Origin of the sequence: Akkermansia sp. AE01SA01 (assembly GCF_036417395.1) — a bacterium.
Lineage (GTDB): Bacteria > Verrucomicrobiota > Verrucomicrobiia > Verrucomicrobiales > Akkermansiaceae > Akkermansia.
Genome location: NZ_CP143890.1, coordinates 1,646,170 through 1,672,246, shown reverse-complemented (window position 1 = coordinate 1,672,246; position 26,077 = coordinate 1,646,170). Strand labels below are relative to the sequence as shown.

21 protein-coding genes are annotated in these 26,077 nt (G+C 56.4%); 15 read left to right on the top strand and 6 right to left on the bottom strand.

Going from position 1 to position 26,077, the window contains the following annotated elements:
- Positions 1–441: 441 nt before the first annotated feature.
- From V3C19_RS06770 to V3C19_RS06745, 6 genes are all read left to right on the top strand, one after another.
- Positions 442–1,314, top strand: coding sequence for a DUF3737 family protein (locus V3C19_RS06770; protein WP_295932616.1), 873 nt, complete (start codon positions 442–444; stop codon positions 1,312–1,314).
- Positions 1,311–2,501, top strand: a complete 1,191-nt coding sequence (locus V3C19_RS06765) for a MalY/PatB family protein (protein ID WP_295877325.1) — start codon at positions 1,311–1,313, stop codon at positions 2,499–2,501. Before V3C19_RS06770 ends, V3C19_RS06765 begins: the two co-directional genes overlap by 4 nt.
- A gap of 43 nt (positions 2,502–2,544) precedes the next feature.
- Positions 2,545–3,561: a DUF362 domain-containing protein gene (locus V3C19_RS06760; protein WP_130082723.1), complete on the top strand. Its 1,017-nt coding sequence runs from the start codon at positions 2,545–2,547 to the stop codon at positions 3,559–3,561.
- Positions 3,562–3,837: 276 nt separating this feature from the next.
- On the top strand, positions 3,838–4,260 hold the full coding sequence (locus V3C19_RS06755) for an antibiotic biosynthesis monooxygenase (protein ID WP_295932629.1): 423 nt from the start codon (positions 3,838–3,840) through the stop codon (positions 4,258–4,260).
- A 129-nt stretch (positions 4,261–4,389) separates the two neighbouring features.
- Complete coding sequence (locus tag V3C19_RS06750) at positions 4,390–5,235, top strand: aldo/keto reductase (protein WP_295932632.1); 846 nt, start codon at positions 4,390–4,392, stop codon at positions 5,233–5,235.
- Between the two features lie 185 nt (positions 5,236–5,420).
- Positions 5,421–6,557 carry a metallophosphoesterase gene (locus V3C19_RS06745; RefSeq protein WP_295932634.1) on the top strand — a complete coding sequence of 379 codons (1,137 nt, stop codon included), beginning with the start codon at positions 5,421–5,423 and terminating at the stop codon, positions 6,555–6,557.
- 91 nt (positions 6,558–6,648) lie between these two features.
- Here the strand turns inward: V3C19_RS06745 and V3C19_RS06740 are convergent, their stop codons facing one another.
- On the bottom strand, positions 6,649–7,461 hold the full coding sequence (locus tag V3C19_RS06740) for a MerR family transcriptional regulator (RefSeq protein WP_295877335.1): 813 nt from the start codon (positions 7,459–7,461) through the stop codon (positions 6,649–6,651).
- 286 nt (positions 7,462–7,747) lie between these two features.
- Here V3C19_RS06740 and V3C19_RS06735 point away from each other — a divergent pair, with 286 nt between their 5' ends.
- The 6 genes from V3C19_RS06735 (at position 7,748) to V3C19_RS06710 (ending at position 15,831) form a co-directional block, all read left to right on the top strand.
- Entirely contained in the window at positions 7,748–8,899 is a 1,152-nt protein-coding gene (locus V3C19_RS06735) for an efflux RND transporter periplasmic adaptor subunit (protein WP_295932637.1), read from the top strand.
- Between the two features lie 10 nt (positions 8,900–8,909).
- Positions 8,910–11,999 carry an efflux RND transporter permease subunit gene (locus tag V3C19_RS06730; RefSeq protein ID WP_295932642.1) on the top strand — a complete coding sequence of 1,030 codons (3,090 nt, stop codon included), beginning with the start codon at positions 8,910–8,912 and terminating at the stop codon, positions 11,997–11,999.
- Between the two features lie 233 nt (positions 12,000–12,232).
- Positions 12,233–12,910, top strand: a complete 678-nt coding sequence (locus tag V3C19_RS06725) for a hypothetical protein (protein ID WP_130082729.1) — start codon at positions 12,233–12,235, stop codon at positions 12,908–12,910.
- A gap of 459 nt (positions 12,911–13,369) precedes the next feature.
- Entirely contained in the window at positions 13,370–13,948 is a 579-nt protein-coding gene (locus tag V3C19_RS06720) for a flavodoxin (RefSeq protein ID WP_295932648.1), read from the top strand.
- An 8-nt stretch (positions 13,949–13,956) separates the two neighbouring features.
- Positions 13,957–15,003, top strand: a complete 1,047-nt coding sequence (locus V3C19_RS06715; protein WP_295932651.1) for a carboxymuconolactone decarboxylase family protein — start codon at positions 13,957–13,959, stop codon at positions 15,001–15,003.
- A gap of 207 nt (positions 15,004–15,210) precedes the next feature.
- Positions 15,211–15,831, top strand: coding sequence for a flavodoxin family protein (locus V3C19_RS06710; protein ID WP_343203839.1), 621 nt, complete (start codon positions 15,211–15,213; stop codon positions 15,829–15,831).
- Between the two features lie 6 nt (positions 15,832–15,837).
- On the opposite strand, the gene V3C19_RS06705 is transcribed toward V3C19_RS06710, so the two are convergent.
- Complete coding sequence (locus V3C19_RS06705; protein WP_295932656.1) at positions 15,838–16,323, bottom strand: MerR family transcriptional regulator; 486 nt, start codon at positions 16,321–16,323, stop codon at positions 15,838–15,840.
- Positions 16,324–16,542: 219 nt separating this feature from the next.
- Positions 16,543–18,075, bottom strand: a complete 1,533-nt coding sequence (locus V3C19_RS06700; protein WP_295932658.1) for a hypothetical protein — start codon at positions 18,073–18,075, stop codon at positions 16,543–16,545.
- A 457-nt stretch (positions 18,076–18,532) separates the two neighbouring features.
- On the opposite strand from V3C19_RS06700, the gene V3C19_RS06695 reads away from it, so the two are divergent.
- Positions 18,533–18,841, top strand: a complete 309-nt coding sequence (locus V3C19_RS06695) for a YhcH/YjgK/YiaL family protein (RefSeq protein WP_330937045.1) — start codon at positions 18,533–18,535, stop codon at positions 18,839–18,841.
- 83 nt (positions 18,842–18,924) lie between these two features.
- Here V3C19_RS06695 and V3C19_RS06690 read toward each other — a convergent pair whose 3' ends face one another.
- Both V3C19_RS06690 and V3C19_RS06685 read right to left on the bottom strand, forming a co-directional pair.
- Entirely contained in the window at positions 18,925–20,424 is a 1,500-nt protein-coding gene (locus tag V3C19_RS06690) for an alpha-amylase (protein WP_130082733.1), read from the bottom strand.
- Between the two features lie 215 nt (positions 20,425–20,639).
- Positions 20,640–22,025: an MATE family efflux transporter gene (locus V3C19_RS06685; protein ID WP_295932662.1), complete on the bottom strand. Its 1,386-nt coding sequence runs from the start codon at positions 22,023–22,025 to the stop codon at positions 20,640–20,642.
- 310 nt (positions 22,026–22,335) lie between these two features.
- Here V3C19_RS06685 and V3C19_RS06680 point away from each other — a divergent pair, with 310 nt between their 5' ends.
- On the top strand, positions 22,336–22,698 hold the full coding sequence (locus V3C19_RS06680; RefSeq protein WP_330937044.1) for a hypothetical protein: 363 nt from the start codon (positions 22,336–22,338) through the stop codon (positions 22,696–22,698).
- Positions 22,699–22,783: 85 nt separating this feature from the next.
- A complete protein-coding gene (locus V3C19_RS06675; RefSeq protein WP_295932665.1) occupies positions 22,784–24,970 on the top strand; it encodes a family 20 glycosylhydrolase in 2,187 nt (728 codons plus the stop codon).
- Positions 24,971–25,105: 135 nt separating this feature from the next.
- Here the strand turns inward: V3C19_RS06675 and V3C19_RS06670 are convergent, their stop codons facing one another.
- Complete coding sequence (locus V3C19_RS06670) at positions 25,106–26,065, bottom strand: enolase C-terminal domain-like protein (protein WP_295932667.1); 960 nt, start codon at positions 26,063–26,065, stop codon at positions 25,106–25,108.
- Positions 26,066–26,077: the final 12 nt, after the last annotated feature.

The window sequence follows — 26,077 nt, the reverse complement described above, 5'->3', positions numbered from 1 at the left end:
GGGCCGTGGATGAAGCTTACCGGAACGGGGCCGAAATCCGGCATGTCATTGACATGAAAACCTTGAGGTGGAAGTTAGCGCGAATTTTACGGCACCTCCGTATGCCTGCCGTGCCGGAGGTTCCGGTGCACTTTTGTCCGCGTGTCATGCTTTTCCCGGGCCGGAAGAATTCATGAAGGGGAAAAATGAAGGGTGATTTTGATGGTTCTCCTTGTTCTCCATTTATTTCATGACAGTATAATAAACTGAATATAATTTTTTTATAACTTTTCTTAAGAAGAATGAAAAAATATTTTGCATGATAGTTACTGTAACCATTAACGTGGAATAAAGGAAACAGAAGACGCAAAAGATGTCTTGAGACATTTTTCCTTTCCACGGAAAAGGGAAGGAACGGGATTTCATCCCGCCGAGGAAAACATTTCATAAAACCTTATCGCCATGAGTAAAAGAACGATTAGAAACACTTCCTACGAGGGGGAGCGCCCCCTCTTCTCCTCCCGCCATTTGAGGCTTGAAAACGTCACGATTCTTCCCGGAGAGTCCGCCCTGAAAGAATGTTCCGGCGTGGAAGCCGTGCAGTGCGAGTTCAACGGAAAGTACCCTTTCTGGCATAACGACGGCTTCCTGATTGAACACTGCCTGTTCAGGGAAGGGGCCCGCGCCGCCATCTGGTATTCCCGCAACCTGCACATGAAGGATACCCGTGTGGAAGCCCCCAAGATGTTCCGCGACATGGAAGGAATGGTATTGGGAAACGTGGTCCTGACGGATGCGCAGGAATGCTGCTGGCATTGCCGGAACGCGGATCTGCGGCACGTGGAGGCGGACAGGGGGGACTACTTCTTCATGCACGGGGCGGACATCCGCATAGACGGCTTCCGGCTGAACGGGAATTACTCCTTCCAGTATTGCAGGAACGTGGTCATCCGCCATGCGGAGATTCATTCCAAGGACGCCTTCTGGAACACGGAAAACGTCATCGTGTATGATTCCGTGCTGGACGGGGAGTACCTGGGCTGGCACTCCAAAAACCTGCGGCTGGTCAACTGCCGGATTTCCGGGACCCAGCCCCTCTGTTATGCGGAAAACCTGGTTCTGGAGAACTGCACGTTTGCGGAGGACGCGGACTTGTGCTTTGAATATTCCTCTGTCCAGGCCGGCATCAAGGGAGTTGTCCCCAGCGTCAGGAACCCGCTCAGCGGCCGCATTGTGGCGGACGGATACGGGGAAATACTCCTGGACGCCCACTGCAAGGCTCCGGGGAACTGCTCCATTGAAACGAGAAACGTCCAGCCGGGGGAGGCCGCATGAAGTACGATTTTGATACCGTCATACCGCGCCGGGGCACAAATTCCTACAAGTGGGATTCCGTTCCTCAGGCGGATATCCTGCCCATGTGGGTGGCGGATATGGACTTCCGCACGGCTCCCCCCGTCACGGAGGCGCTGCAGAGAAGGGCCGCCCACGGCATTTTCGGCTACACACGGGTTCCCTCCGCCTATTACGAGGCGGTCACGAACTGGTTTGAACGCCGCCACGGCTGGAAGATCAATCCGGACTGGATTATCTACACGACCGGGGTGGTTCCCGCCCTTTCCGCCATCATCAAGGCTCTGGCGGATCCGGGGGACAAGGTGCTCGTCCAGACGCCGGTGTACAATTGCTTCTTCTCCTCCATCCGCAATGACGGATGCGCGGCGGAATACAATCATCTGCGGTACGCGGACGGAGTTTACACGGTTGACTTTGAAGACCTGGAGCGCAAGGCGGCCGATCCTTCCGTGAAGCTCATGCTTCTGTGCAATCCCCACAATCCGGCGGGGCGCGTATGGTCGCGGGAGGAACTGGAGAAGATCGCGGACATTTGCCTGAGAAACGGTGTTTTTGTCGTGGCGGATGAAATCCACTGCGAGCTGGTTTATCCGGGCCACCGCTACACGCCTTTCGCCTCCCTTTCGGAGGAGGCCCTTCTCCATTCCGTCACCTGCATTTCTCCCAGCAAGGCGTTCAACCTGGCCGGGATTCAGATAGCCAACATCGTCGCGGCGGATGAAGAAGTGCGGAAAAAGATAGACAGGGCCATCAACGTCAATGAAGTGTGCGACGTCAACTCCTTCGCCGTGGACGCCCTGGTCGCGGCATACGGGGAGGGGGAGGAGTGGCTGGAGGAATTGAAGCGTTACCTGTACGGAAATTACGAGGCGGTCCGGGAGTTTTTCCGGGAGCGCCTGCCGCAGTTCCATGTCCTGCCGCTGGAAGGGACGTACCTGGTCTGGATAGATTGTTCCGTGCTGGGCATCCCTTCCGAAGAAGTTGTCGGAAGGCTGATGGAAGAAGGCCGTGTCATGGTCAACGGAGGGGAAATGTACGGAGAAACGGAGGGATGCTTCATCCGCCTCAACATTGCCTGCCCCAGGGAATTGCTGCTCCGGGGACTGGAAGGAATTTTCAAAATCTTCGGAGATGCTGAACGCGGAGGCGGCGCCATGCGCTCCTAAAGACAGGAAGGGAAAAATCATCAACAACCATTAGAAATTCATCATGAAAGATACGGTAACGAGAAGGTCATGGCTCAAATCCTCCGGCGCGGCGCTGGCCTCCCTGGCGGCGGCCGGCATTCTGCCGGAATACGCCCACGGAAGCTCCACGCCGGGCAAGGCGTCAAAAGTCCTGATGACCAAAAAGATCACCCCGGAAAGCCTCGTGAAGATTTACGAGGCCCTGGGACGTCCGGCTTCCGGAAAGGTAGCCGTCAAAATCAGCACGGGAGAACCCGGAGGGCACAACTTTCTCCAGCCCTCCCTCATCGGGGACCTGGTGCGCAAGGTAAACGGCACCATCGTGGAGTGCAACACGGCCTACGGCGGCAAACGCTCCAGCACGGAGGCCCACATGCAGGCCGCCAAAGACCACGGATTCCTTGACATTGCCAGGGTGGACATCATGGATGCCGAAGGAGAATTCCATATTCCGGTAAAAGACAGGAAGCACCTCCAGTACGACATTGTAGGGGATCATCTGAAAAACTATGATTTCATGATCAACCTGGCCCATTTCAAGGGGCATGCGATGGGCGGCTTCGGCGGCGTTCTGAAAAACCAGTCCATTGGCGTGGCTTCCGCCGCCGGCAAGGCGTACATCCATTCGGCCGGGAAAACGCAGGATGTCTCCAAAGTATGGGACAATCTGGGTGAACAGGACGCCTTTCTGGAATCCATGGCCGCGTCCGCCCAGGCGGTCGCGGACTACTTCGGGGACAGGATACTTTACATCAATGTCATGAACAATCTGTCCATCGACTGTGACTGCGACGCCCACCCCCATGACCCGGAAATGAAGGACATTGGCATTCTGGCGTCGCTTGATCCGGTTGCCCTGGACCAGGCGTGCCTGGATCTGGTGCATGCCGTCCAGCCGTCGGAAGGCAACAACAGCAAACCCCTGATTGAGCGCATTAAAAGCCGCAACGGCCAGCATACGGTGGACCATGCCGAGAGGATAGGCCTGGGCACCAGGAAGTACGAGCTGAAGGAGCTGGAACCACAGCAGACCGTTTAACGGGAGATGTTCCTTTTAAAGACGGATATCCTTATCATTAAAATAGTCGACAGGAGGTTAATCATAGGGAATGAACATTGAAAATAACATAACACGACGAAGGCATTCAAGAAGATGGGCACGGTAGCCGCAGGCATGGGGCTGAATATCGCGGATGTGCGGAGCGAATTCTGCATGGGAATGCACATTATCTGATATTCTGAAACCAGCTTTGCCAAGACTCGTGCAAAAGCTGCCATAGAAGGTAAAATTGACAAGTCATCGTTTTACAAAAATATGAAAAGATATCTTTTTATCCCTTTATTGATGTTGATTACATCATTCCAATTATCAGCCCAAACGAAGCCGGCAGTCTCGGCAGACGGCATGTTAATTCGAATTTCTGAAATCGAAGTACATCCCCAGTATTTGAAGGAATATCTGGAATACGCCTCTACGGTAGGGGCTGCATCGGTCAAAGAGGAATCGGGAGTTATTTGCATTTATCCGATGCAGATGAAGCGGGATTCAACACAAATCCGCATCCTCGAAATCTATGCTTCGCCCGAAGCCTACCGACATCATATTCAGACAGCCCACTTCCAGAAGTATAAGACGGAAACGCTACACATGGTGAAGAGGCTCGACTTAGTGGATATGCATGCCGTTGATTCGGCAGGCATGCCTGAGATATTTCTGAAAATGAACACGAACAAATAAGAAGAATATGGAAAAGAATCGTGGAGAATTTCCCCATATGATGGACGACGCCACTCATGAACCCGCGTTGCAGAGATTGCAACACAAGGATTTATTTTGATTTATCAAAACAATGCAAAAAAAATAGTTATGGAAGAAGTTACATTAAATAACGGAGTAGCCATGCCCGTTCTGGGCTTTGGCGTTTATCAGATACCGGACGCCGCCGAATGCGAACGCTGCGTGCTGGACGCGATTGAGGTCGGCTACCGCTCCATTGACACGGCGCAGGCCTACCGCAATGAGGAAGCGGTAGGCCGCGCGGCGGAAAAGAGCGGCATACCCCGCGGAGAACTGTTCATCACCACCAAGATATGGATTTCCAATGGCGGTTATGAGAAGGCGAAGGCTTCCATTGAGGAATCCCTGAACAAGCTTCGCACGGATTACCTGGATCTGCTGCTCATCCACCAGCCCTTCAACGACTATTACGGAACCTACCGGGCCATGGAGGAGGCATACCGCGCCGGGAAAATCCGCGCCCTCGGCGTGAGCAACTTCTATCCGGCCCGCTTTATCGACCTGGCGGAATTCTGCGAAGTCAAGCCAGCCGTCAATCAGATGGAGACGCATGTCTTCCATCAGCAGGCCAACACCCGGGAGGTTATGAAGAAGTACGGCACCCGCCTGGAATCCTGGGGGCCTTTTGCCGAAGGACGCAACGGCTTTTTCAGCAATGAAGTGCTGAAAGCCGTCGGCGCGCAGTATGGCAAGACGGCGGCCCAGGTCGCCCTCCGCTTCCTGGTCCAGCAAGGCATCATTGCCATTCCCAAATCCACCCACCGGGAGAGAATGGTGGAGAATTTCAACATCTTTGACTTTGAACTCTCCCCGCAGGATATGGAAGCCATCGCCGGGCTGGACGGCGGGGAAAGCCTCTTCTTTTCCCATGAAGACCCCGCAACGGTGGAATTCCTGATCAATTACGGGAAATAAAAGAATGAGGGCATTCCGGCAGGGAAGAGGAACGGTCCGGACAAAAAGGCCCATCCACGTGGGAGGCATGAAAAGCTCTCCGGGAATTCCCGCACCTGAAGGCGCAGAAACCTTCACGAGTCCCTGTGCCGCTTCCCGTTCTTGCGAGGTGCGGCGGAATGCAGTAACATGAATGGAACAAACGCATGATCTTGATTTTTGAAGCATTGCTTGCGGGCTACATTTTCTGGCGGGCCATTCTGCCGCTGCGCCTGCATTGGGGATGGAGGGCGGCGCTTTCGGCGTTGCTGGCCGTGGCGGCGTTCAAATTCCACCTTCTGCACCTTTTCGGCGGCCCCATGTTTTTTTCCCCGGTTCTGCCGGAGTGGCTGCTGCTCGCCGCCGCGTGGCTGTTTTCCGTCCTGTTCCTGTTCTTCTTCCTGCTGTTGGCCGCCGACATCGTGGTCGGACTGTACCGCCTGATGCTGTTCTTCCTCCGGAAGAAAAGGACGGCGCGCCGCCGCATCATCGTCAACAGGGTAAACCTGGCCCTGCTGGTTCTTTCCGCCGTACTCGCAACCGTGGGCGTCATCGACGGGACCAGCGTGCCGGGAGTGCGGGTAGAAACGATTACAGTCGGCCATCTGCCGGAAGAGGTGGACGGCATGACGATTGCGCTGCTGGCGGACCTGCACGCGGACGGCATCACGCGCGCCGACCGCATCCGCAGGATCGTGCAGCGCACGAACTCGCTGAATCCCGACCTTGTCGTGATTGCCGGGGACTTCGTGGACGGCACGGTTCCTGTGCACGGAGAGGACCTGCGGCCTCTTGCGGACCTGAAAGCCAGATACGGCGTGTTCGGCGTTCCGGGCAATCACGAATATTACTCCGGCTATGAGGAATGGATGGAATTTTTTCCGACGCTCGGCATCCGGATGCTTCCCAACGAACATGTCCTGACGGGCGGCGGAAACGTCATTCTGGCGGGAGTGACGGACCCCGTGGCCGGGATGACGGGCAGGGAAGAGCCGGACATCAACAAGGCGCTGGAAGGAGCGCCGCCGGGGAAGGTCCGGATTCTCGCCTCCCACCAGCCGCGCCTTGCCCGTGAGGCGGCGCGGCACGGGGTGGACCTCCAGCTCTCCGGCCATACGCACGGCGGCATGATCACCGGAATTGACCGGCTGGTGGCGCGTTTCAATGACGGCTTCGTTTCCGGGCCGTACCAGGTGGGCTCCATGAAGCTGTACGTTTCCAACGGAGCGGGGATATGGAACGGTTTTCCGGTCCGCATCGGCGTTCCCGCGGAAATCGTCCTGATCCGCCTGAAGAGGGAATGAAAGGCAGCCACGGCTACGTGCAAGCCGGGAGTTTTTTATTCCGGGAGGGCGGTGAAAGCCCCGGGAACAGCCTGTTCAGGAGTGCCGGGGCTTATGCCCCGCCGTCCGGCACGGAGCATCTGATTTCATAATGCGGGTGTGAAAAATAGTAATGGTCCGGGAACAGCTCCGTTTCCATCACAATCCGGTCGTATTCCCGGCTGAACAGGTCCGGGAACAGGAAGGCGGCCTGTTCAATGTCGCTGTGGTCCGTTTTCATGCAGACGCAGGAGAGTTCCGGCAGATGAATGATTTCCTCCGGAAGTGGCTCGCGGAACTGCTCCATGTCCACCTCAATGTAAAGGAAGCGTTCCGTGACGCCGCTACGGCTCATCATCAGGATGCCCGCTTCCGATCCTGTTTTCAGTCCGCGGCGGCTGATGTCCTCCAGCGCGCGGTTGAATTTCAGATGGTATTCCGTGCTGCGCTGCCTTCCGCGGTAGGGAAGGGCCCAGCAGTATTTTTCCGGGATTGCCAGCTTGATGGGGCCGTTGTGGAACCGGTAGTTCTCCGCGTGGCGGATGTGTTTCTGCATCTCGTCCAGGATGTGCAGCTTGGTATTGATGGCGCGGATCTTTTCATCCGCCAGCATGGACCCGTACGCGATGAGCTTGCCGTAGCGGATGCTCTTCTTGTCTTCCGTCAGGAATTCCGTAAACCGGTTCAGCGGAATATCCAGCTCCACGCATAACTGGATGGCCTCCACGAGCTGGATTTGGGAGAAATCGTAATAGCGGTACCCTGTTTCCCTGTCCACATGGGCCGGCGGCAGAATACCTATTTTGTCGTAGTAACGGAGGGATTTGATGTGGACCCCGGTTTGTTTGGAGATGTTTCCGATGGTCAGCAAATGTTTTTTGTCCATGTATGGCAGAAATAGTTTAAAAGGGGGAGAAAGTACCCGGCATGAATTTTATGGAGAAATATAATAAATTATTAAACAGTAGTTTATATAATTCCTTAGTTACCGTTTTTATAAAGATTAGGCTTCAAAATACCTTCCTGCGCAAAGGGAAAATTTTGCATTGCGGAATTTCGTGTTGACCCTCCTATTATGGGAGGGTTTATAGCATAGACCTCACTGCATGATCCATGGAAAAAGAGTGCATGACAAGTATCCTTTTCCCGGCATGTTCAACCTTGTTTGCCAAATGAAATCCCAATTTATTTTCTCTTTATTTCTTGCCGCGGGGCCGCTCCTCTCTTCCTGCCGGGACGACGGAAGCGCGCAGGACCCCATGATGATGCCGGAACCTGAAGTGACGGTGACGACAGTGCGCGGGGAGGAAATCCCCGTCACCTCCAATCTGCCCGGCCGCATGGAGGCCTTCCTTCAGGCGGAGGTGCGCGCACGCGTCACCGGCATCATTCAGGAACGCTTTTACCAGGAAGGGCAGAACGTCAAACAGGGCGACCTGCTGTTCAAGATTGAACCGGAGCCGCTTCAGGCGGCGCTGGACGAGTGCAAGGCCGCCCTTGACCGCGCGCAGGCCGTACTGACGGACGCGCAGGACAAGGCCAAAAGGTATTCCGCCCTGGTTTCCAAGGGGGCCGTGAGCGGCCGGGAGCACACGCAGTCCGTGGCGGAGGAAGCCCGCGCCCGTGCGGAATACGCCGCGGCGAAGGCCGCCCTGGAACGGGCCCGGCTGGACCTGGAATACACCAATGTGACGGCCCCCATTTCCGGGCGCGTGCGCCGCGCCCTGGTCACCAAGGGGGCGCTGGTGGACCAGAACGGGTTCACCCACCTGACCACGGTGGAACAGATAGACCCCATCTACGTCCGTTTCAGTTCCCCCGCCTCCCAGCGCAGCAGGCTCCGCAGGGCCATTCTTTCCGGCCTGTGGAAGGAAATACCGCTGGAAGAAATCAAGGTCCGGCTGCTGCTCCCCAACGGAGAGGAATACCCGCATAAGGGCCATTTCTTCTTCTCGGACATGGCGGTGGACCCCGGCACGGACACCATTGAAATGAGAGCGCAGTTCCCCAACCCGGACCACGAACTGCTTCCCGGAAGCTACGTGCGCGTGGTCTTTGACAAGGCCGTCCGCAACCATGTCTTTTCCGTGCCGCGGGATTCCGTGATGCGCACGGCGCAGGGCGCCTCCGTCCTAGTCGTCGGGAAGGACGGCATTCTGGAAAGCCGCCCGGTGACAACGGAAACCATGAATGAAAAGAGATGGCTGGTCACCTCCGGCCTGAAGGACGGGGACAGGGTGGTCACCAGCAAGACAATGTTCCTCCGGCCCGGAATGAAAGTGAGCGTGAAGGAAGAGGCCGCTCCTCTGGAAAACTCCAACTGACCGCCAGACCATGCCTGACTTTTTCATTAACCGTCCCATTTTCGCGTGGGTGGTGGCCCTGCTGATCTCCCTGGTCGGCCTGCTGGCCCTTCCCATGCTGCCCGTGGCGCAGTACCCGGACATCGCACCGCCCGTCATCACCATCCGCACCACTTATCCGGGGGCCTCCGCCCAAATTACGGAGGAGGCCGTTACCGCCGTCATTGAGAAGGAAATCAACGGCGCGCCGGGCTTGCTGTACATGTCCGCCACCAGCGACTCCAACGGCATGGTGGAAATAGCCGTCACCTTCCAGCAGGGGACGGACCCGGACATTGCCGCCGTGGAAGTGCAGAACCGCCTGAAAATCGTGGAATCCCGCCTGCCGGAATCCGTACGCCGGGAAGGGGTGTTCGTGGAAAAATCCTCCAACAACATTCAGGCCGTCATTTCCCTGTCCTCCGACGGGGCGCTGGACGGCACGGAGCTGGGGGAACTTGCCTCCGCCCGCCTCATTCCTGAATTGAAGCGCGTGAAGGGCGTGGGCCGCGTGGAGCTGTTCGGGGCGGAAATGTCCATGCGCATCTGGCCTGATCCGGAAAAGCTGGAAGCCCTCCGGCTTACGCCTACGGACATCGTCAGCGCCGTAGCTTCCCAGAGCGAGCGCATCATCATCGGGGACATCGGCGGCGCGGCGGTCTCCAAAAACGCGCCGATCAACGCCAGCGTGGTGGCCAGCGAGGAATTGCACACGCCGGAGGACTTCGAAGCCATTGCGCTGAGAACGCTCCCGGACGGCTCCTCCGTCAAGCTGGGGGACGTGGCGCGCGTAGAACTGGGCGCCAACAATTACTCCTTCTTCTCCCGGTGCAACGGACTGGCCGCCACCGGCATGGCCATCAAGATGGCCCCCGGCTCCAACGCCGTGGAAACCATGGGGCTGCTGAGGGACAAGATGGACGAACTGTCCAAGGATTTTCCTCCCGGCGTTTCCTACCAAATCCCGTATGAGACCACCCACTTTGTGGAAATTTCCATCCAGAAGGTGGTCTCCACGCTGCTGGAAGCCATCGGCCTGGTGTTCCTGGTCATGTTCCTGTTCCTCCAGAACTTCCGGGCCACGCTGATTCCGACGCTCGTCGTTCCCGTAGCCCTGCTGGGAACCTTCGCCGTCATGTGGATTTCCGGATTCTCCGTCAACATGCTCACCATGTTCGGCATGGTGCTCAGCATCGGCATCCTGGTGGACGACGCCATTGTCGTCGTGGAAAACGTGGAGCGCATCATGCAGGAGGAGGGTCTGGACGCCCGGCAGGCCACCATCAAGGCCATGAAGCAGATCGGGGGCGCCATCGTGGGCATTACCGCGGTGCTGGTGTCCGTGTTCATCCCGATGGCCTTCTTCAGCGGGGCCGTGGGCAATATCTACCGGCAGTTCTCCGTAACCCTGATCGTTTCCATCTCCTTCTCCGCGTTCCTGGCCCTTTCCCTGACACCCGCGCTCTGCGCCGCCATGCTGAAACCCTCTTCCGTGGAGCATCAGGACAAGAGGGGCTTCTTCGGCTGGTTCAACAGGACGATCAACCGCTCCACGGAACGCTATGGAAAAACCGTCTCCGGCATCATCCGGCGGCCCGTCCGTTCCCTCTTCGTGTACGTCCTCGTCATTGCCGGGGCCGGATACCTGTACCTCACGCTGCCTTCCTCCTTCCTTCCGGAAGAGGACCAGGGGAGCTGCATGGTGCTTGTCTCTCTGCCGCCCGGCACCCTTCAGGAAGAAACGAGCGCCCGCCTGCGCGACGTGGAAGACTACCTGATGAAGAACGAACCGGTGAAGCACGTCTATTCCGTGGGCGGCTTCAGCTTCTTCGGCAGCGGGACGAACATGGCCATGCTCTTCGTCGGCCTGAAGGACTGGAGCGAGCGCACGGACCCGGCCCTGGGCGTCGGTGAAATCGTCAACCGGATCAATGGCCGCTTCATGAGCGACCCCCAGATGTTTGTCCTGGCCATGAACGTGCCGGCCCTGCCGGAACTGGGGAACTCCTCCGGGTTCGACTTCCGGCTCCAGGACCACGGCGCCATCGGCTACGAACGCCTGGTGGAAGCCCGCGAGGAGTTGCTCAGCCGGGCCGCTGCGGACCCCAGCCTGGCGGACGTCCACTTCATGGGCCAGGCGGACACGCCGCGCCTGGACGTCTCCATTGACAGGGACAAGGCCTTTTCCATGGGCGTGCCCATGACGGAAATCAGCAACTCCCTGGCGGTCATGTTCGGCTCCAGTTATGTGGGGGACTTCATGCACGGCAGCCAGGTGCGCCGCATCATCATCCAGGCGGACGGGAAGAGCCGCCTGAGCGGGGACGACATTGAAGACCTGCACGTGCGCAATGAAGCGGGCAGCCTCCTGCCGCTCTCCTCCTTCGTCGATCTGGAATGGACGGCCGGACCGCCGCAGCTCACCCGGTACAATAACTATCCCTCCTTCACCATCAACGGCTCCGCCGCTCCCGGCAAAAGCAGTGGGGACGCCATGAAGACCATGGAGCGGATTGCCTCCTCCCTGCCTCCGGGGATCGGCTTTGAATGGACGGGGCAGTCCTATGAGGAACAGCAGGCCGGCTCCCAGGCCTCCCTCCTGTTCGGGCTTTCCATCCTCATCGTGTTCCTGGTGCTGGCCGCGCTGTATGAAAGCTGGTCCATCCCCTTCGCCGTCATTCTGGTGGTGCCGCTGGGGCTGATCGGGGCGCTGCTCGCCGTCTTCCTGAGGGACATGCCCAACGACATCTACTTCAAGGTGGGTCTCATCACCACCATCGGCCTTTCCGCCAAGAATGCCATTCTGATCGTGGAAGTGGCCAAGGAACTGTACCGCGACGGCATGGGAATAATGGAGGCCACGGTAACGGCGGCCAAGCTGCGCCTGCGCCCCATCCTGATGACCTCCCTGGCATTCGGCGCGGGCGTCATTCCGCTTGCCTTTGCGCGCGGCGCGGGCGCCGGAGCGCAGCAGGCCGTGGGCACGGGCGTGCTGGGCGGCATCATCACCGCCACGGTGCTGGCCGTTTTCCTGGTTCCCCTCTTCTTCCGCCTGACGGCTGGGAAGAAAAAGAAGGTATGATGCTCCGGAAAATTCCCTGGGAAACGGGGCTGTTCCGCTAGCGGGGCAACCCCGTTGAATATTCCCTATCCCGGATTTTACAGGGTCCGGTCATTCTTCATGATTTCCGGGGCTGGGAAAAAATAGAATGCCGGATTTTTCCCTGCCTGCGCGGAATGGTCAACATTGGAAGTTGATAAAGAAATGGGAGTTGCGGGAACGTGCTGGAAACGGAATCCTGCCGACCCTGTTGAGTGTTGAAGTTTGACTTATTGTTTAAAATATGGTTCCATCATGCGAAATTTCAGCTCAATCCCAAAAGACAAATACGATTTATGGATTTTATAAGTGCAAAAGGCCTGGGATGGTTGTCCATTATTGGCGGAGTGATAAGTTTTCCTTTTTTACATGTAGATCATCTTCTTCATATAGAACATTTGAACTATAACGGGACTTCAGTTTCTCCTCCTCCATCCCGGACTTCTGTGGCAGGTTCGGCAGAGCCTCAACAACCGGCTGAAACCGTTCTTTCTGTTGTGGACCTTTCCCAAAACAAGGAAAAGAAAGTACGTGAACTGGTTGAAAATCATTGCCGTTTCACGAACATCGGAGATGTAGAGGGACAGATGGCATGTTTCGGGGACCGCATTTTTAAATATTTTGATAAAGGGCAGGTGGAAAAGTCTTTTATCAGGAAAGATATAAAAAACCATACCCGCCCTTATGAAATTTTTGCCACGGATTTGTTGGATGTGAAGGCAAACAAGGCGGAAGACAACAATTTATTTGATTATGAGGCGGTGGCAAAAATCCGTCTCACCCTTAAAAAAAGAGCGGGACAGGTGAGGACGCAAATAATCACGAATTTTTACGGACTCAAGTTCAACGGGGACACACCGGAAATAGTTTATATTGATCGGATAAAGGAATAGGTCCCCGCCCGGATTCTCTCTATTCTCCCGCCTTTCCTTTTCCAAAATTGGAGATAAGTGAAAGGTACTGAAGCCGCTTGCCTTCCCAAATGGCCGGAGGTCATGAACGGATCAAAATAACGTACCGGATGTGTACTGATGGCAAATAGCATGCGGTCGCGGTTCCGTCGCGTCATGCGGGGCGTGGAATTTTTTTCTGCCCGGCAGAAAGCCGTTGATCTTCACGAATGTGGGCGGCTCATGCCGGAATGAGGAGCATGGGGATTTTCCTTTGATGGGGCAATATTCCATCTTTGCCGGAAAAGCTGGAGAAAAAGTTTTTCATGAAATCCTGTTGACTTACAGTAACTGTAACCTTTAAACAGGAGACAAGGGGAAGCGCCGGAGTACGGCTTTCCCCGGATGAACCGGCCCGGTACGGACCGGTGCACAGGTCAACCATTCACCGGAACACCAGACATGAAGAGCAAATCAATCATAGCCGCCGTGGCGGCGTCACTCCTGACCGGGCTGGGATGTTCAGCCCAGGAACAGCCCAAAGTTTCCACGGAACCGTCCAGGATTCTCATCGCCTATTATTCCTGGGGCGGCAACACGAAGTACGCGGCCGCCCAGATCCAGAAGGAAACGGGAGGAACCTTGTTTGAAATCAAGCCTGTCAAGTCTTATCCCGCCGATTACCGGGAATGCACCGTGCAGGCCAAGAAAGAGATTCAGGAAGGAGCCAGGCCGAAATTGAGCGCCCGGGTGGAGGACCTCGGGAAGTACGACGTCGTGTTCATCGGGAGTCCCAACTGGTGGAGCACGATCGCCCCTCCCGTTTCCTCCTTTTTGGCGGGGCATGATCTCTCCGGAAAGACGGTGATTCCCTTTGTGACGCATGGGGGCGGCGGCATGGCGCGCTGCGCGGACGCGGTCCGCAAGCTGTGCCCTAAGTCCTCCGTTCTCAAGGGCGGCGCCTTTGCCGGCGACGGAATCAGAACGTCCCGGGCCGCCCTGGCCAAGTGGGTCAATGACACAATCACCATCAACAAATAATGCGCCTGATGAAACGAATCCTTCTGGGAACGGCCTGTTCCCTCCTTTTCCTGATGAACCACACGGAAGCACAGACCATGAACAACAGCACGGAAGCCCTGTCGCCAAAGGAACGGCAGATTGCCGCCATCAGCGCCCATACCGCCCGCGGCGACATGGACGGACTCAAAACCGCCCTGGCCGCGGGGCTGGACGCCGGACTCAGCCTGAACGAGATCAGGGAAGTTCTCGTCCAGATGTATGCCTATTGCGGTTTCCCCCGCAGCCTGAACGCTTTGAGCTCCCTGATGGAGCTGTCCAAGGAGCGCGCCGCGCGCGGCATCAACGACAGGGAGGGTGCGGAAGCCGGAGCCCCTCCGGCTGGCAGGAGCATCGACTTCGGCACGGAGAACCAGACAAAACTCTGCGGCGCTCCGGTCAAGGGCGAGCTTTTCCAGTTTGCCCCGGCCATTGACGAGTTCCTGAAAGCCCACCTCTTCGGCGACATCTTCGGGCGCGACAATCTTGACTGGAAAACCCGGGAGCTTGCCACCATTGCGGCTCTGGCCTCCATGAAGGGCACGGAAAGCCAGTTGAACTCCCACATCCGCATCGGCAAACACAACGGCCTGACGGACGAACAGGTGGACGCCATCCTGAATATTTCCGGCTCCGCCGGAAGGGACGACCCTTTCCCGAAGGGCAATCCCGCCCCCGCCAATTTCACCGGGAAGGCCTGGGTGGCCATGATGGTGGACAACAGGGACTACGACATGTCCGCCTACAACGTCACCTTTGCCCCCGGCACGCGCAACAACTGGCACAGCCATTCCGTGGGGCAGGTGCTGTTCTGCACGGAGGGCACGGGCTATTACCAGGAACGCGGCAGGAAGGCGCGCCGCCTGGAGCCCGGCAGCGTGGTGGAAATCCCGGCAAATACGGAGCACTGGCACGGAGCGGCTCCGGACAGCGAATTCGTCCACATCGGCATTACTCCTAAAGCCGCTTCCAACAAAACCATCTGGGGCGGCCCCGTGACGGATAAGGAATACGCGGAGGCCGCCGGAGGGAAATAGCATCGTCCGGAACAGAAAACGGATCATGACAAAGAGGGGGATGTTTTCCCCCTCTTTTTTGTAATAGGACCATCCATGATGAATAGTTCAAGCAGCATCTCGCGCAGAGCGAGCCTGAAACAGATGGGCATGGCCGCCGCCGGAGCCGGGCTGGGGCTGGGCTTTGCGTCCGCCGCGGAAACCGTTCCCGCCGCCTCCGGAAAAAAGCTGAGAGTGGCGCTCGTCAATGGAAGCCCCCATGAACACGGGTGTACCTATACGGCGCTGAAGGAAGTTGCGGGGGCGCTGGAGGGCTGCGGCGTGGAAACGGAAATTTTCTGGATCGGCAGCCATCCGGTAGCCGGGTGCATCGCCTGCGGGGAATGCCGGAAAACGGGCAAGTGCTTCCGGAATGACTGCGTGAACCTGTTCCTTGAAAAAGTCCCGGGCTGCGACGGCTTCGTGTTTGGTTCCCCCGTTCATTTCGCTTCAGCGGCGGGAGACATGAGCTCCTTCCTGGACCGGGTATTTTATGCCGCATCGGCCCGGTTCAGGGGCAAGCCCGGCGCGGCGGTCACCAGCTGCCGCAGGGCGGGAAGCACCGCCACGCTTGACCAGTTGAATAAATACCTGCTGTTCAGCTCCATGCCCATAGTCTCCTCCCAATACTGGAACATGGTTCACGGGAACACGCCGGACGAAGTCCGCAAGGACCTGGAAGGCCTGCAAATCATGAGGACGCTGGGCCGGAACATGGCCTGGCTGCTGAAAAGCATTGAAGCGGGAAAGCTGGCGGGAGTGCCCCTTCCCGAGGAAGAACCGCGCGTGGGGACCAATTTTATCCGGTAACCGCGTTCAGTCCTCCGGCGTGATGTTCGGTTCGTTCGCGGGGGCGTGGTTCAGGGGATTGCAGCTGTCCGGCCTGCGGTTTTCCAGCAGGTCCTGGTAGAATTTCTTCTTGTATTTCAGCACTTCCATCTGCTTTTTCAGCACGCGGAGCTGGTTCCTGAGGCTTTTTTCCTGCTTGAAGATGAGTTCCGCCCGTTCCGGAATGGTGGAATCCCCTTCCTGGCACAGGTCGATGTAGTGCTTGACCTCCTCAATGGGAAGCCCCGTCATGCGGAGGCAGTGAACCAGGCGGAGCCAGCCCAGGGTGTATTCAGAAAACATGCGGGCGTTTCCGCCGCTGCGGTCCACGTCGGGAATCAGCCCCACGTTCTCATAATAACGGATGGTGTAGGCGGACATTTCCATCATGTCCGCCACCTGCTTGACCGTATATTTGGGGGTGCGGTCGTGGGAGGGCCGGTAAGTGCTGGATTGATTTTTCCGGGTGATCATCGTGTGGTTTGCTATTTACAGTTACTCTAATATACTGCCTGCGGCGGCATGGGAAGCGTTTTGCGGTGTTTCACGAATAATGACATATTTACAAAACAGAAAAAATGGAGGAGTTGTCTAAGGAAAGCTCCACGATTCCGGGCCTTCTGGGTGCATATACAAAATCTATGGCGGAGGAGAGGCTGCTCCTGATGATGGGGGCAATATCAAGCAGGCGTCTTATTTGTCTTGAGACGCCGGCCCGTGTTCGTCTGCCCGTTTTCCTGTGGAGGCCCAGCACATCAGCCCGCGGGTGCTCTCCCCCGACTGTGAATAGAAGAGCATGCGATTACATTTTCCGGCATCCTTGACGGCTTTCAGATATTCATCATCATCGGGATGATAAATAGTGCCGTGCCATTTGTTATTGATATTCTGCTCCCGCGCAGCTGGAGAAACGGCGAACGATTTAAACTGAAGAAAAGCAAATCTGGCAGGAATAAGGCTGCCTAAGGCGATATAGATGATTAAAAGAAGTCGTCTTTTGCCAGTCATCCAAAATAATGCTTGCGTATAGAAAAAAGCCAGGAAGAAAAAAAAGATATTGGAGGACTTGAACATTAGTTCATTGTTTTTGTCTCCCATGTAAATGAGTGAATAAACGGGTAATGAGCCGATGGTAATCCAGAATATGGTGGATTTGCGGTAGGCTGGATATAGTAATAATACTGACACTCCAAGGTTGATGACTAGGAACGCGCCTATATACAAGAAATAGGGCAATGAGAAAACCTCTGGCTTTTTGGTGAATAATAATTCCATGCTCATGGAGCCGGCTCCGTTGACGCCTGTTCCAGTCAGGAACAGGCCGGTCAGTAGTGTTAGGATGACTGCTGTTGTCATTAAAAGGAGAGCTCTGGGAGTTTTTAATTCGGAGAACAGAAAGGAAGATCGGAAACTATGATAAAAGGTGTAGGCCAGGTAGGGAAGGAAGGCCAGCCCCCCAAATGGGGAGCAGATCAGCAAAAGACTGCTGGTGAACAGAAGTCCTGCTTTATCGAGAACCTTGTTGATAAAAATGGCTCCGAATAAAAGACAGGGAATGAAATGATTGAAGGTAAATAACAGCGCCGTCAGTGGATAGCCCCAATAGATGCTTTTAATTCTATCAGCGGTGGTACCCCAGAGATGGAATTCATCTTTAACTCCGATTGTTTGCAACGCTCCTACAATCAGATTACTGCATGTTGATAGTGAAAAGAAGATGATGGTGAAAAGCAATATTTTCTTTTTTAACTGGATGGTCATGGAGCCGGTAAAAAGCACTATGCCAGCCAGGCTCCAGAGCCACAGAATGTACGGATGCCAGCTTTGAGGAAGGAATTTGGACGCCAAGGAAGGAGGAAGCCAGAAACCGAAGTAGTAAACGAACAGGTTTCCGTCAGGAAAGACGAGAGGCCAGTCATACTGGATTAAGTCGGTATAGATAGGATTGCGAAAAAAGAAATCGCCATTCTGTTTAAAATGACCGTCAAATCCGATAATAGCCACTGCCAGAAAAATGAGGATCAGGGATATGACCCAGGGAAAGCGGGGAACGGTAATCTGGCGTGCCGGAAGTTTACGGTAAATGAGACAGAGCCCCGTTGCTAGAAGGGCAATGAGAGGAATGGAAAAGCAGGGCTGTATCCATCCGGCAAGCCACAGAATGACGGGCAGGGCAAGGTAAAGAATGGAAGCAAATATCCAGAGTTTGCTGTTCAGGGTAATCATTGGAAAAGGGACAGTACTGTAAGGGAAAAATGCGATAACAACTCAAAAGGAAATCCTTGGGGTGGGTAAAGGATTTCCAATCCGAAGTCAAGCTACAATTCTAAGGAAAAGTCTTTTATGGCAAATCTCCTCTGACTTGTACGCGAGCTGTGTTTCTGGCAAAGAGACCATTTCTGTTTCAGTGAATTTATTATTTTACAAAATTCTGCATGGAGATTTTTTCTTCTTATTTTTTATCTAAAGTTTATTTAAAATGTAATAAACTAAATATAAATTATTTGTATTCAATTTCAGAAAAGTATGGTTGCTTGATTCTATATCCTGACAATATGTTCTCGCTACTTATTTTTATGTGGAATGAAAAGTTGACGGATTGGAAATCCGATGATGGAATTTTGTTGATATTGTAAGGTTAATCATTTTTCCAAATAGATTCAATTCCAGTAGCAAGAAGGAAATGAAACCCGAAACCAAAATCATGAACCAGCGCCTCGAAGCGCTCCAACTCGCCGAAGAACTCGGTAACGACATTCACGTACCTCTTTCACGCGAAGAACGCTTTGCCTGGAAGGAGCGTACCGCACTGGAAAAAACGTCCGAACCGTTTCAGGAGGCCAAGGATGCGCAGCATTACGACGACGCGGAAGAAACTTCCTTCACCGTCAGGCCCGGCCAGTTCGCCGTGTTTTTCCCGGAAGACGCCCATGCCGGGTGCATTGGGGAAGGCGTCATCCGCAAGCTGGTAATTAAAGTAAAAACGGCCTGACCGCGTTCCGGAAAATTCCGGAAGGGCCAGACCGCCGATAAAAAGTCCCGTCAGGCGGTGTTCATCCGCCTGCGGCAAATGGATCAGCTTTCTTCCCCGGCATCGTCCTTCCGGGCGTCCTGCTTGGGGTCCTGGGGAGCATCCTCCGGAATCCAGACGGCCACGTTGCCGCCGTGGACGATGAACCGGCCGTTGCCTTCGTCGTCAATGGTGACGGTTTCCTCCACGTTTCCGGTGGCTTCCTTCCAGGTTTCTCCCGCGTGCTGCTTGCCCACGTTCATGACCTTGTCCCCGTTTTCCCCGTTGGAGATGAGTACGGCCACGCCGGACTTCGGATGCTGTTCGTCCCCCACTCGGGTAAAGCCGATGGTGTTCGGATGGTCGAAGTAGTAATTCTGCTCCCCGTAGGCGTGGTTCTTGCGGATTTCCAGCAGGTTGTCGATGATGCCGCGGTGCACGGGCGGATTGCCGCTGACACCGTAGTAATCCCCGTAAAAGATGCAGGGGTAGCCGTCCTTCATGAGCAGGATCAGCGCGTAGGCGGAAGGCTTGAACCAGTCCTTGACGGCTGATTGCAGGGAACTGCCCCACTGGGAGTCATGGTTGTCCACAAAGGTGACGGCCAGGGTGGGGTGGTTCTGGACCAGCGTGCCGTCCAGAATCTTGGTCAGGTCGTAATCCCGGCCGTGTTCGGAAGCCTGGTACATGTTGTAGTGCAGGGGCACGTCGAAAAGGTCCACCTTGTAGCGTTCCTCCTTCAGGTATTCGTCCAGGGAATCCAGGTCCTGCTTCCAGTATTCCCCCACGGCGTAGAAGTCCTCTCCCCGTTCCTTGCGGACGGCGGCCAGGAACTTCTTGATAAATTCGTCGTTGATATGCTTGATGGCGTCCAGCCTCATGCCGTCCAGGTCAAGTTCGCGGGAGACCCATACGCCCCATTTTTCCATTTCCTTCACCACTTCCGGGTGGTCGAAGTCCAGGTTGGCGAACATGAGGTAGTCGTAATTTCCATTTTCGTCATCCACGCCGCTGCTCCAGTCCTTCCCGTCCCCCATGATCTTGAACACGGTGGTTTTGCCCGTTTTATTGTCGTAATCCGTGCCGGTAAAGTGGTACCAGTGCCATTTGAAGTCGGAATACTTGTCTCCGCGGCCGGGGAAATTAAATCCGGTCCAGCCTTCAATTTCGTAGGCGTCCGTGGTTTCCTCCTCCCGGTTGTTCTCGTCCACTTCCTTGGCCATGAACTTTTCCGTATAGTCTGCTCCGGCCTTGTGGTTCATCACGGCGTCCAGGTAAACATCCACATGGTGGTCGTGCAGGGCCTTGATGGCGTCCTGGAGCTCCTGCTTGGTGCCATACTTGGTGCGCACGGTGTTTTTCTGGTCGAATTCCCCCAGGTCAAACAAGTCGTAGGTGCCGTATCCCACGTCGTTCTGTTCCTTGCCCTTGTAGGCCGGCGGAATCCAGACGGCCGTCACCCCTATTTCCTCCAGATGGGGGGCGTCTTCCTTCAGTTTGTTCCAGAACTGTCCGTCGTTGGGCAGGTTCCACTCAAAGTATTGCATCATGATTCCGTTTTTCATCGTCTCTGTGAGTTTGGGCAGAATAATTTTTCCGCATTTGTCTTTTTCCGCCGCGGTGGAGCGGAGGCGGTTGTGAGGACGCCATGAAAAGGTCCGGGCTTTCCGCCTCATTCCTAGGGGGCCCTCATCGAAATAGAGTCCGTAAAACGCGGCGCGTTAGGCATACTGCCAGTATCATGTCCTTTAAAAAGGACTCAAAAGGAGCGCCGGAAATGTTAGACCTGCCCGGCAGGCTGCGCCAGGTATTCCCGGTTTTTCCCGCGGTAATATTTCAAGAACCTGCGGATGAACCACAGGGTGACGATGGAGGAAAGAACGTCCGCCAGCGGCATGGACGCCCATACGCCCGTCTGTCCCCAGAACCCCGGTAAAATCAGCAGGAACGGCAGCAGGAACAGCATCTGGCGGGTGAGGGAGAGGAAAATGGCCAGCCTTGCCTTGCCGATGGCCTGGAAAAAGTTCCCAATGACGATCTGGCTGCCGATGAGCGGAAAGGCCAGAATGACGATCTTGAGCCCGCCCGCGGCCAGGCTGATCAGTTGTGCGTCATCCGTAAAGAGGGCGGCAATGCCGTGGGAAAAAAACATGCAGGCCAGGAAGCCCGCCGTAGTGAACGTCGTGCCCGTAATGATCCCGTATTTCAGCGTGAGCAACACCCGGTCCGGCTTCATGGCTCCGTGATTGTAGCCGATGATGGGCTGCATGCCCTGCGTGAGGCCGATGACGAGCATGGCAAACAGGATGAGAATCCGGTTGATGATGCCGAAGGCGCCTATGGCCAGGTCCCCGCCGTGGTCCGCAAGCTGCCTGTTGATGGCAATGGCCACCGCGCTGCCGCACACATTCACCAGACACGGAGCCAGCCCAATGGACAGAATGCCGGTAACGATGGCTCTTTTCAGGTTCCAGATGCCGCGGCGGAAATGGACGGCGCTGGATTTGTCTGAAAAATGGATGAGCACGCGTGCCATGCCGGCAATCTGGGCGATCAATGTGGCGAACGCCGCTCCGGTGATGCCCCACTTGAACCAGAAGATAAAGATTGGCGCCAGAACAATGTTGATGCCTACGGAAAGCAGGGTGGAGCCCATGGCCTTTTTCGGATAGCCCGTGGCCCTCATCACGTGATTGAGATTGAAAAAGACGTATGTGACGGGGAGCCCCAGCAGGGTGACCAGCATGAAGTCATACCCGTAGGCCAGGGTTTGCCCGCTGGCTCCGAAGGCGGCCAGAATTTCCTTGAGGAAGATCAGTGTGGGAACAGCGAGCACCACGGAGGCGATCAGGCTCAGGACCAGGACGTTCCCCAGCGTATGTTCCGTCCCCTCCGGGTCCTTCTTTCCCAGTCTGATGGAGCTGATGGCCGCACCGCCTATGCCCACCAGCGTTCCCAGGGCGAAAGTCAGGTTCATGATGGGGAAGGTGACCGCCAGGCCGGAAAGGGCAAGCGGCCCCACGCCGTGGCCGATGAACACGCTGTCAATAATGTTGTACAGGGAGTACACCACCATGCCTGCGATGGAGGGCAGGGAATACTGGACCAGAAGACGCCAGACGGATGCGTTTTCCAATTCCGAGATGTTGCGTGACTGGGCTGTCATGACTCCGGCTTTTCTTTCAACGGAGTGCAAACTATAGGAGTGTAAAAAAGGGATGTCAAGCGGCCCCCCTGTCCGGGCCGGGAAGGCTCCGCTTCATTTCCAGCCTCCGCATGAAAGGCCCGTCTTCCGCGCCGTGCAGGCATTCTTCCTTCTTTCCCGGAAATCGGCGGCTTTTTGATTGACTGGGGAAGCGTTTGGGAGTTGATTCCTTTCCGCAATTTCTCGAAGCACGCCCATGTCTTTTCCCCTTCGTTTTTTTCTGAGCGCCGGTGCCTGTTGCTCCCTGTCCCTTTGTGTGTCCTGCCTTCCCATGTTCGGAGCGCACCAGATGCTGGCGGCCAGCCATCTGGCGGACGGCCTGTTGCCGTCCTCGCCTCTGGAACTGGTCTGGAGGGGAAAAATCTGCTCCTTCCCGTCTGCCGGCCTGGAGACCCCGCGCGGATTCACGGTTTCTCCAGCGGACTCCTATTCCCTCCTGATGGAGGTCCGCCCCGGCGTTGGCGGGGAATGGGCGTGCTACCATGACCGGAAGTCCTATTACTGGGCGTTCGTATCCGGAAAAAGCGGGGATGAGGCCGGGCTTTATGCCGTGCGCCGCGGCGTGGCCATTGACGGCGTGACCGGGGAAGTGGAAGACAGCCTGCCAGCGGCGGCCACTCCCGTTTCGGAATAAAAGCTCTGGTCTTTTTGCAAAACCGGGCCGGAATGACGCTGAAGTTTGACAGGAACGTTTTTCCCGGATATGTATCATGCGTCGTATGAAATCCTTTATATTGCCAGTTATCTGCCTTTGTCTGGCGGTCGGCGGCGTTCTGGGGCAGGACACGGCTCCCGCCTTCCCCGCCAACGGCCCCAATTACCGGATGTTCCCGGCGGACCGGCCGCCGCTGGTCCCCATGCCCCAGCAGGTGAAGTGGAGCGGCAGGGCGGTCCCCGTCCAGTCCGTGCGCATCCAGGCCCCGGCGCCAGCCCGTACTTCCTATCCGGAACAAATGAAGTTTATCGTGTCCGAGCTGAAGTCCTTCCTGGCCGGCCACGGGGTGCAGGTTTCCCAGGAGGGGGCGTTTGCCGTCAAATTCGTGCAGGGAGACGTGAAGGCCGGCACGGAAAATCCCAAATTGAAGGAAGAGGCCTATTCCCTGCGGGTGACTCCCGGCGGGGCCCTGATCACGGCCAGGGACACCAAAGGTTTTTATTACGGACTGAAAACCCTGGAACAGCTTCTTCTGCGCCGGGACGGGAAAACGACGATTGCCGCCTGCGACATCGTGGACTGGCCGGATTTTGAGGTCCGCGGATTCATGAACGACGTGGGCCGTAATTACATGCCGCTGCCCCTGATCGCCCAGGAACTGGACTCCATGGGCCAGCTCAAGCTGAACGTGTACCATTTTCATTTCACGGAGCATCCAGGCTGGCGGCTGGAATCCAAAATTTATCCGGAACTGAACGATCCGAAGAACTTCACGCGCATGCCCGGCAAGTTTTATACGCAGAAGGAGTTCAAGCAGCTGGTGGAATACTGCCGCCTGCGCAATATTCTGCTGATTCCGGAGATGGACATGCCGGGGCACAGCCAGGCCTTCCGGAAGGCGCTCAACGTGAAGATGAGCGATGAAAAGGCCACCAAGGCCCTGGTGGCCCTGATCAAGGAGATGTGCTCCCTGGTTCCCAAGGAAAAGATGCCCATCATCCACATCGGCACGGACGAGGCCCACGGCAAGGACGAGCAGGTGAACGATGACATTCTGAAAGAATACATCCATGCGGTGGAGTCCTGCGGGCGCACGCCCATGAGGTGGCAGCCCGGCCTGAATCCGAAGGGCTATAACGGCTCCATCCAGCACCTGTGGTCCGGACGCCAGAACCGCCGGGCATGGCCTACCGACGGGTCGAAGTACATCGATTCCCTGGAAACCTACCTGAACCACATTGATCCGTTTGAAACGGCCATGACCATGTACTTCCGCCGGGCATGCCCGTTCCAGAATGCTGAAGGGCTGGGCATGATCCTCTGCTCATGGCCGGACCTGGAGATTACGGACCCGCGCAACCAGGTCCTCCAGACGCCCGTTTACGCCGGCATGGCTTTCGTTTCGGAACCCCTGTGGAACAATCCGCATGAAAAGTTTCAGGGGGACCCCAACCAGGACGAGTACATGAAATACTTCTCCAACCTTCCCGTGCAGGGGGATCCGCTCCTGAAAGGCTTTGCGGACTATGAAAACCGCGTGCTCGCCATCCGGGACCGCTTCTTCGTAAACAAGGAGTTCAACTACGTGCGCCAGGCGAACATTCCGTGGAAGCTGTTGGGGCCCATTCCCCACGGAGGGAAGACGGAAACGGAATTTGGTCCGGAGGAAGACGTCAAGAGCGGAAGAATGAAGGATTCCTATGAAATTGGCGGTGTCACCTACACATGGTCCAAGGACGACTACACCGGCGCCACTGTCATCTTCAAGCATTACTGCGATTTTCCGACGCTGTTCAACGGAGCGAAAATGGGGGCCTTCCCGCACAAGAACCATACCTATTACGCGCAGACCTACATTTATTCCCCCAAGGCCCAGACGGTCCCCTTCTGGGTGAGCGGCCACACCTGGGCCACGTCGGACTGGCGCAACGGCCCCGCCAGCGTGCCGGGCAAGTGGTTCCATGCGAATCCCAGGTTCTTCGTCAACGGAAAGGAAATTGAGCCTCCCAAGTGGGCCAGGCCGCGCAATGGCGGCGTGATGGTGGATGAAAACTACCATTTCCGTGAACCTGCCATGATTACCCTCAAGAAAGGCTGGAACCACGTTCTGGTAAAAAGCCCGAACAACAACAGCACCCGCCGCTGGATGTTCACCTTCGTCCCGGTGCAGGTGAATCCCAAAACGCCCGGCTGCAACGTAAAGGAATTCCCCGGTCTGAAATTTTCCACGGACCCAGGCCGGAAACCGTGAAATTCTGAAACAGAGGCGGAAAAGAAAGGCATGGAACCGTTGCGGCTCCATGCCTTTTTGCATGCGGCGTCCGCCGGGAGAAGGCGGAAGGAAAAAGAAGATCAGGGGGAAGGATGGGAAACGGGCGTCCTCCGTTCAGAGCTTCTTCCAGGGCAGGGCTTCCAGCATGCCGTCAAAACCCAGCCCCGTTCCGGCGGGAACGGCTACCTGCGGATTCATGCCTCCCATCTGGTCGATGAACGGATCCGGTTCAAACAGGAGGTGGGTGCACAGGCCGCAGAGCGGAATCTCCGTGGGAAGCGCGTCGCGGTAATAGTCCGCCGCCTGGTAAACGGCCCACAACTGCCCCACGGGGTGGTCCATGACGGTGGTGAATACGGGGGGATCATTAAGGTCCCCGGGCGTGGCCTCCCGCGCCGGCTTGACGATACGCGTGACAGGCAGGTCCGCCGTGATGGAGGGCTGGTGCTCCGTGTCTGTTCCCATATCCAGGGCCAGCGGCATGCCCGCATTCACCAGGCGTTCCCAGCCGGGAACGGAGAAGGGGCAGGGGTCTTCAATGAAATCTATCCGGCTTTTGAGGTGGTGCGGCAGGGATTTCCAGAACTGGAGCGCCTCGTTTCCGTCCAGGGAGCCGTTGAAGTCCAGCCGCCAGCGCCAGGAAGGAACCATGGAGGCCAGCATGGTCAGCCGTTCCAGGGCTGCCGCCGGATTGGAGCTTGCCTTGATCTTTCCCGCCTTGAAGCCTTTCGTTTCCATGATTCTGATAGTGGCCGGGCTGACGCAGCTGGGAAGGGTGGCATGGCTGGCCGGAATGTGGAGGCCGGAGAACAGGCTGACGCCGGCGGCGCGCGCCTCCCCGTCCACCTGCGCGCATTCCAGGGCCCGTTTGCCCAGGGGCAGCGGATTGCCTTTCCTGAGCGCGTCCAGTTCCTCCTGCAGGGAATGATCCCCCAGCTCCGGCCAGGGCTGGATGCAGCCGTAGCCGCCTTCCTCCGTCCTGATGAGAGCCCCTTTCCTGCATACTTCCGCGGCCCTGGCATTGAGAGGGCCGCAAGCCGTTAAAGAATATTCATAGTAAAACACAATATTCATTGAATCAGCTTT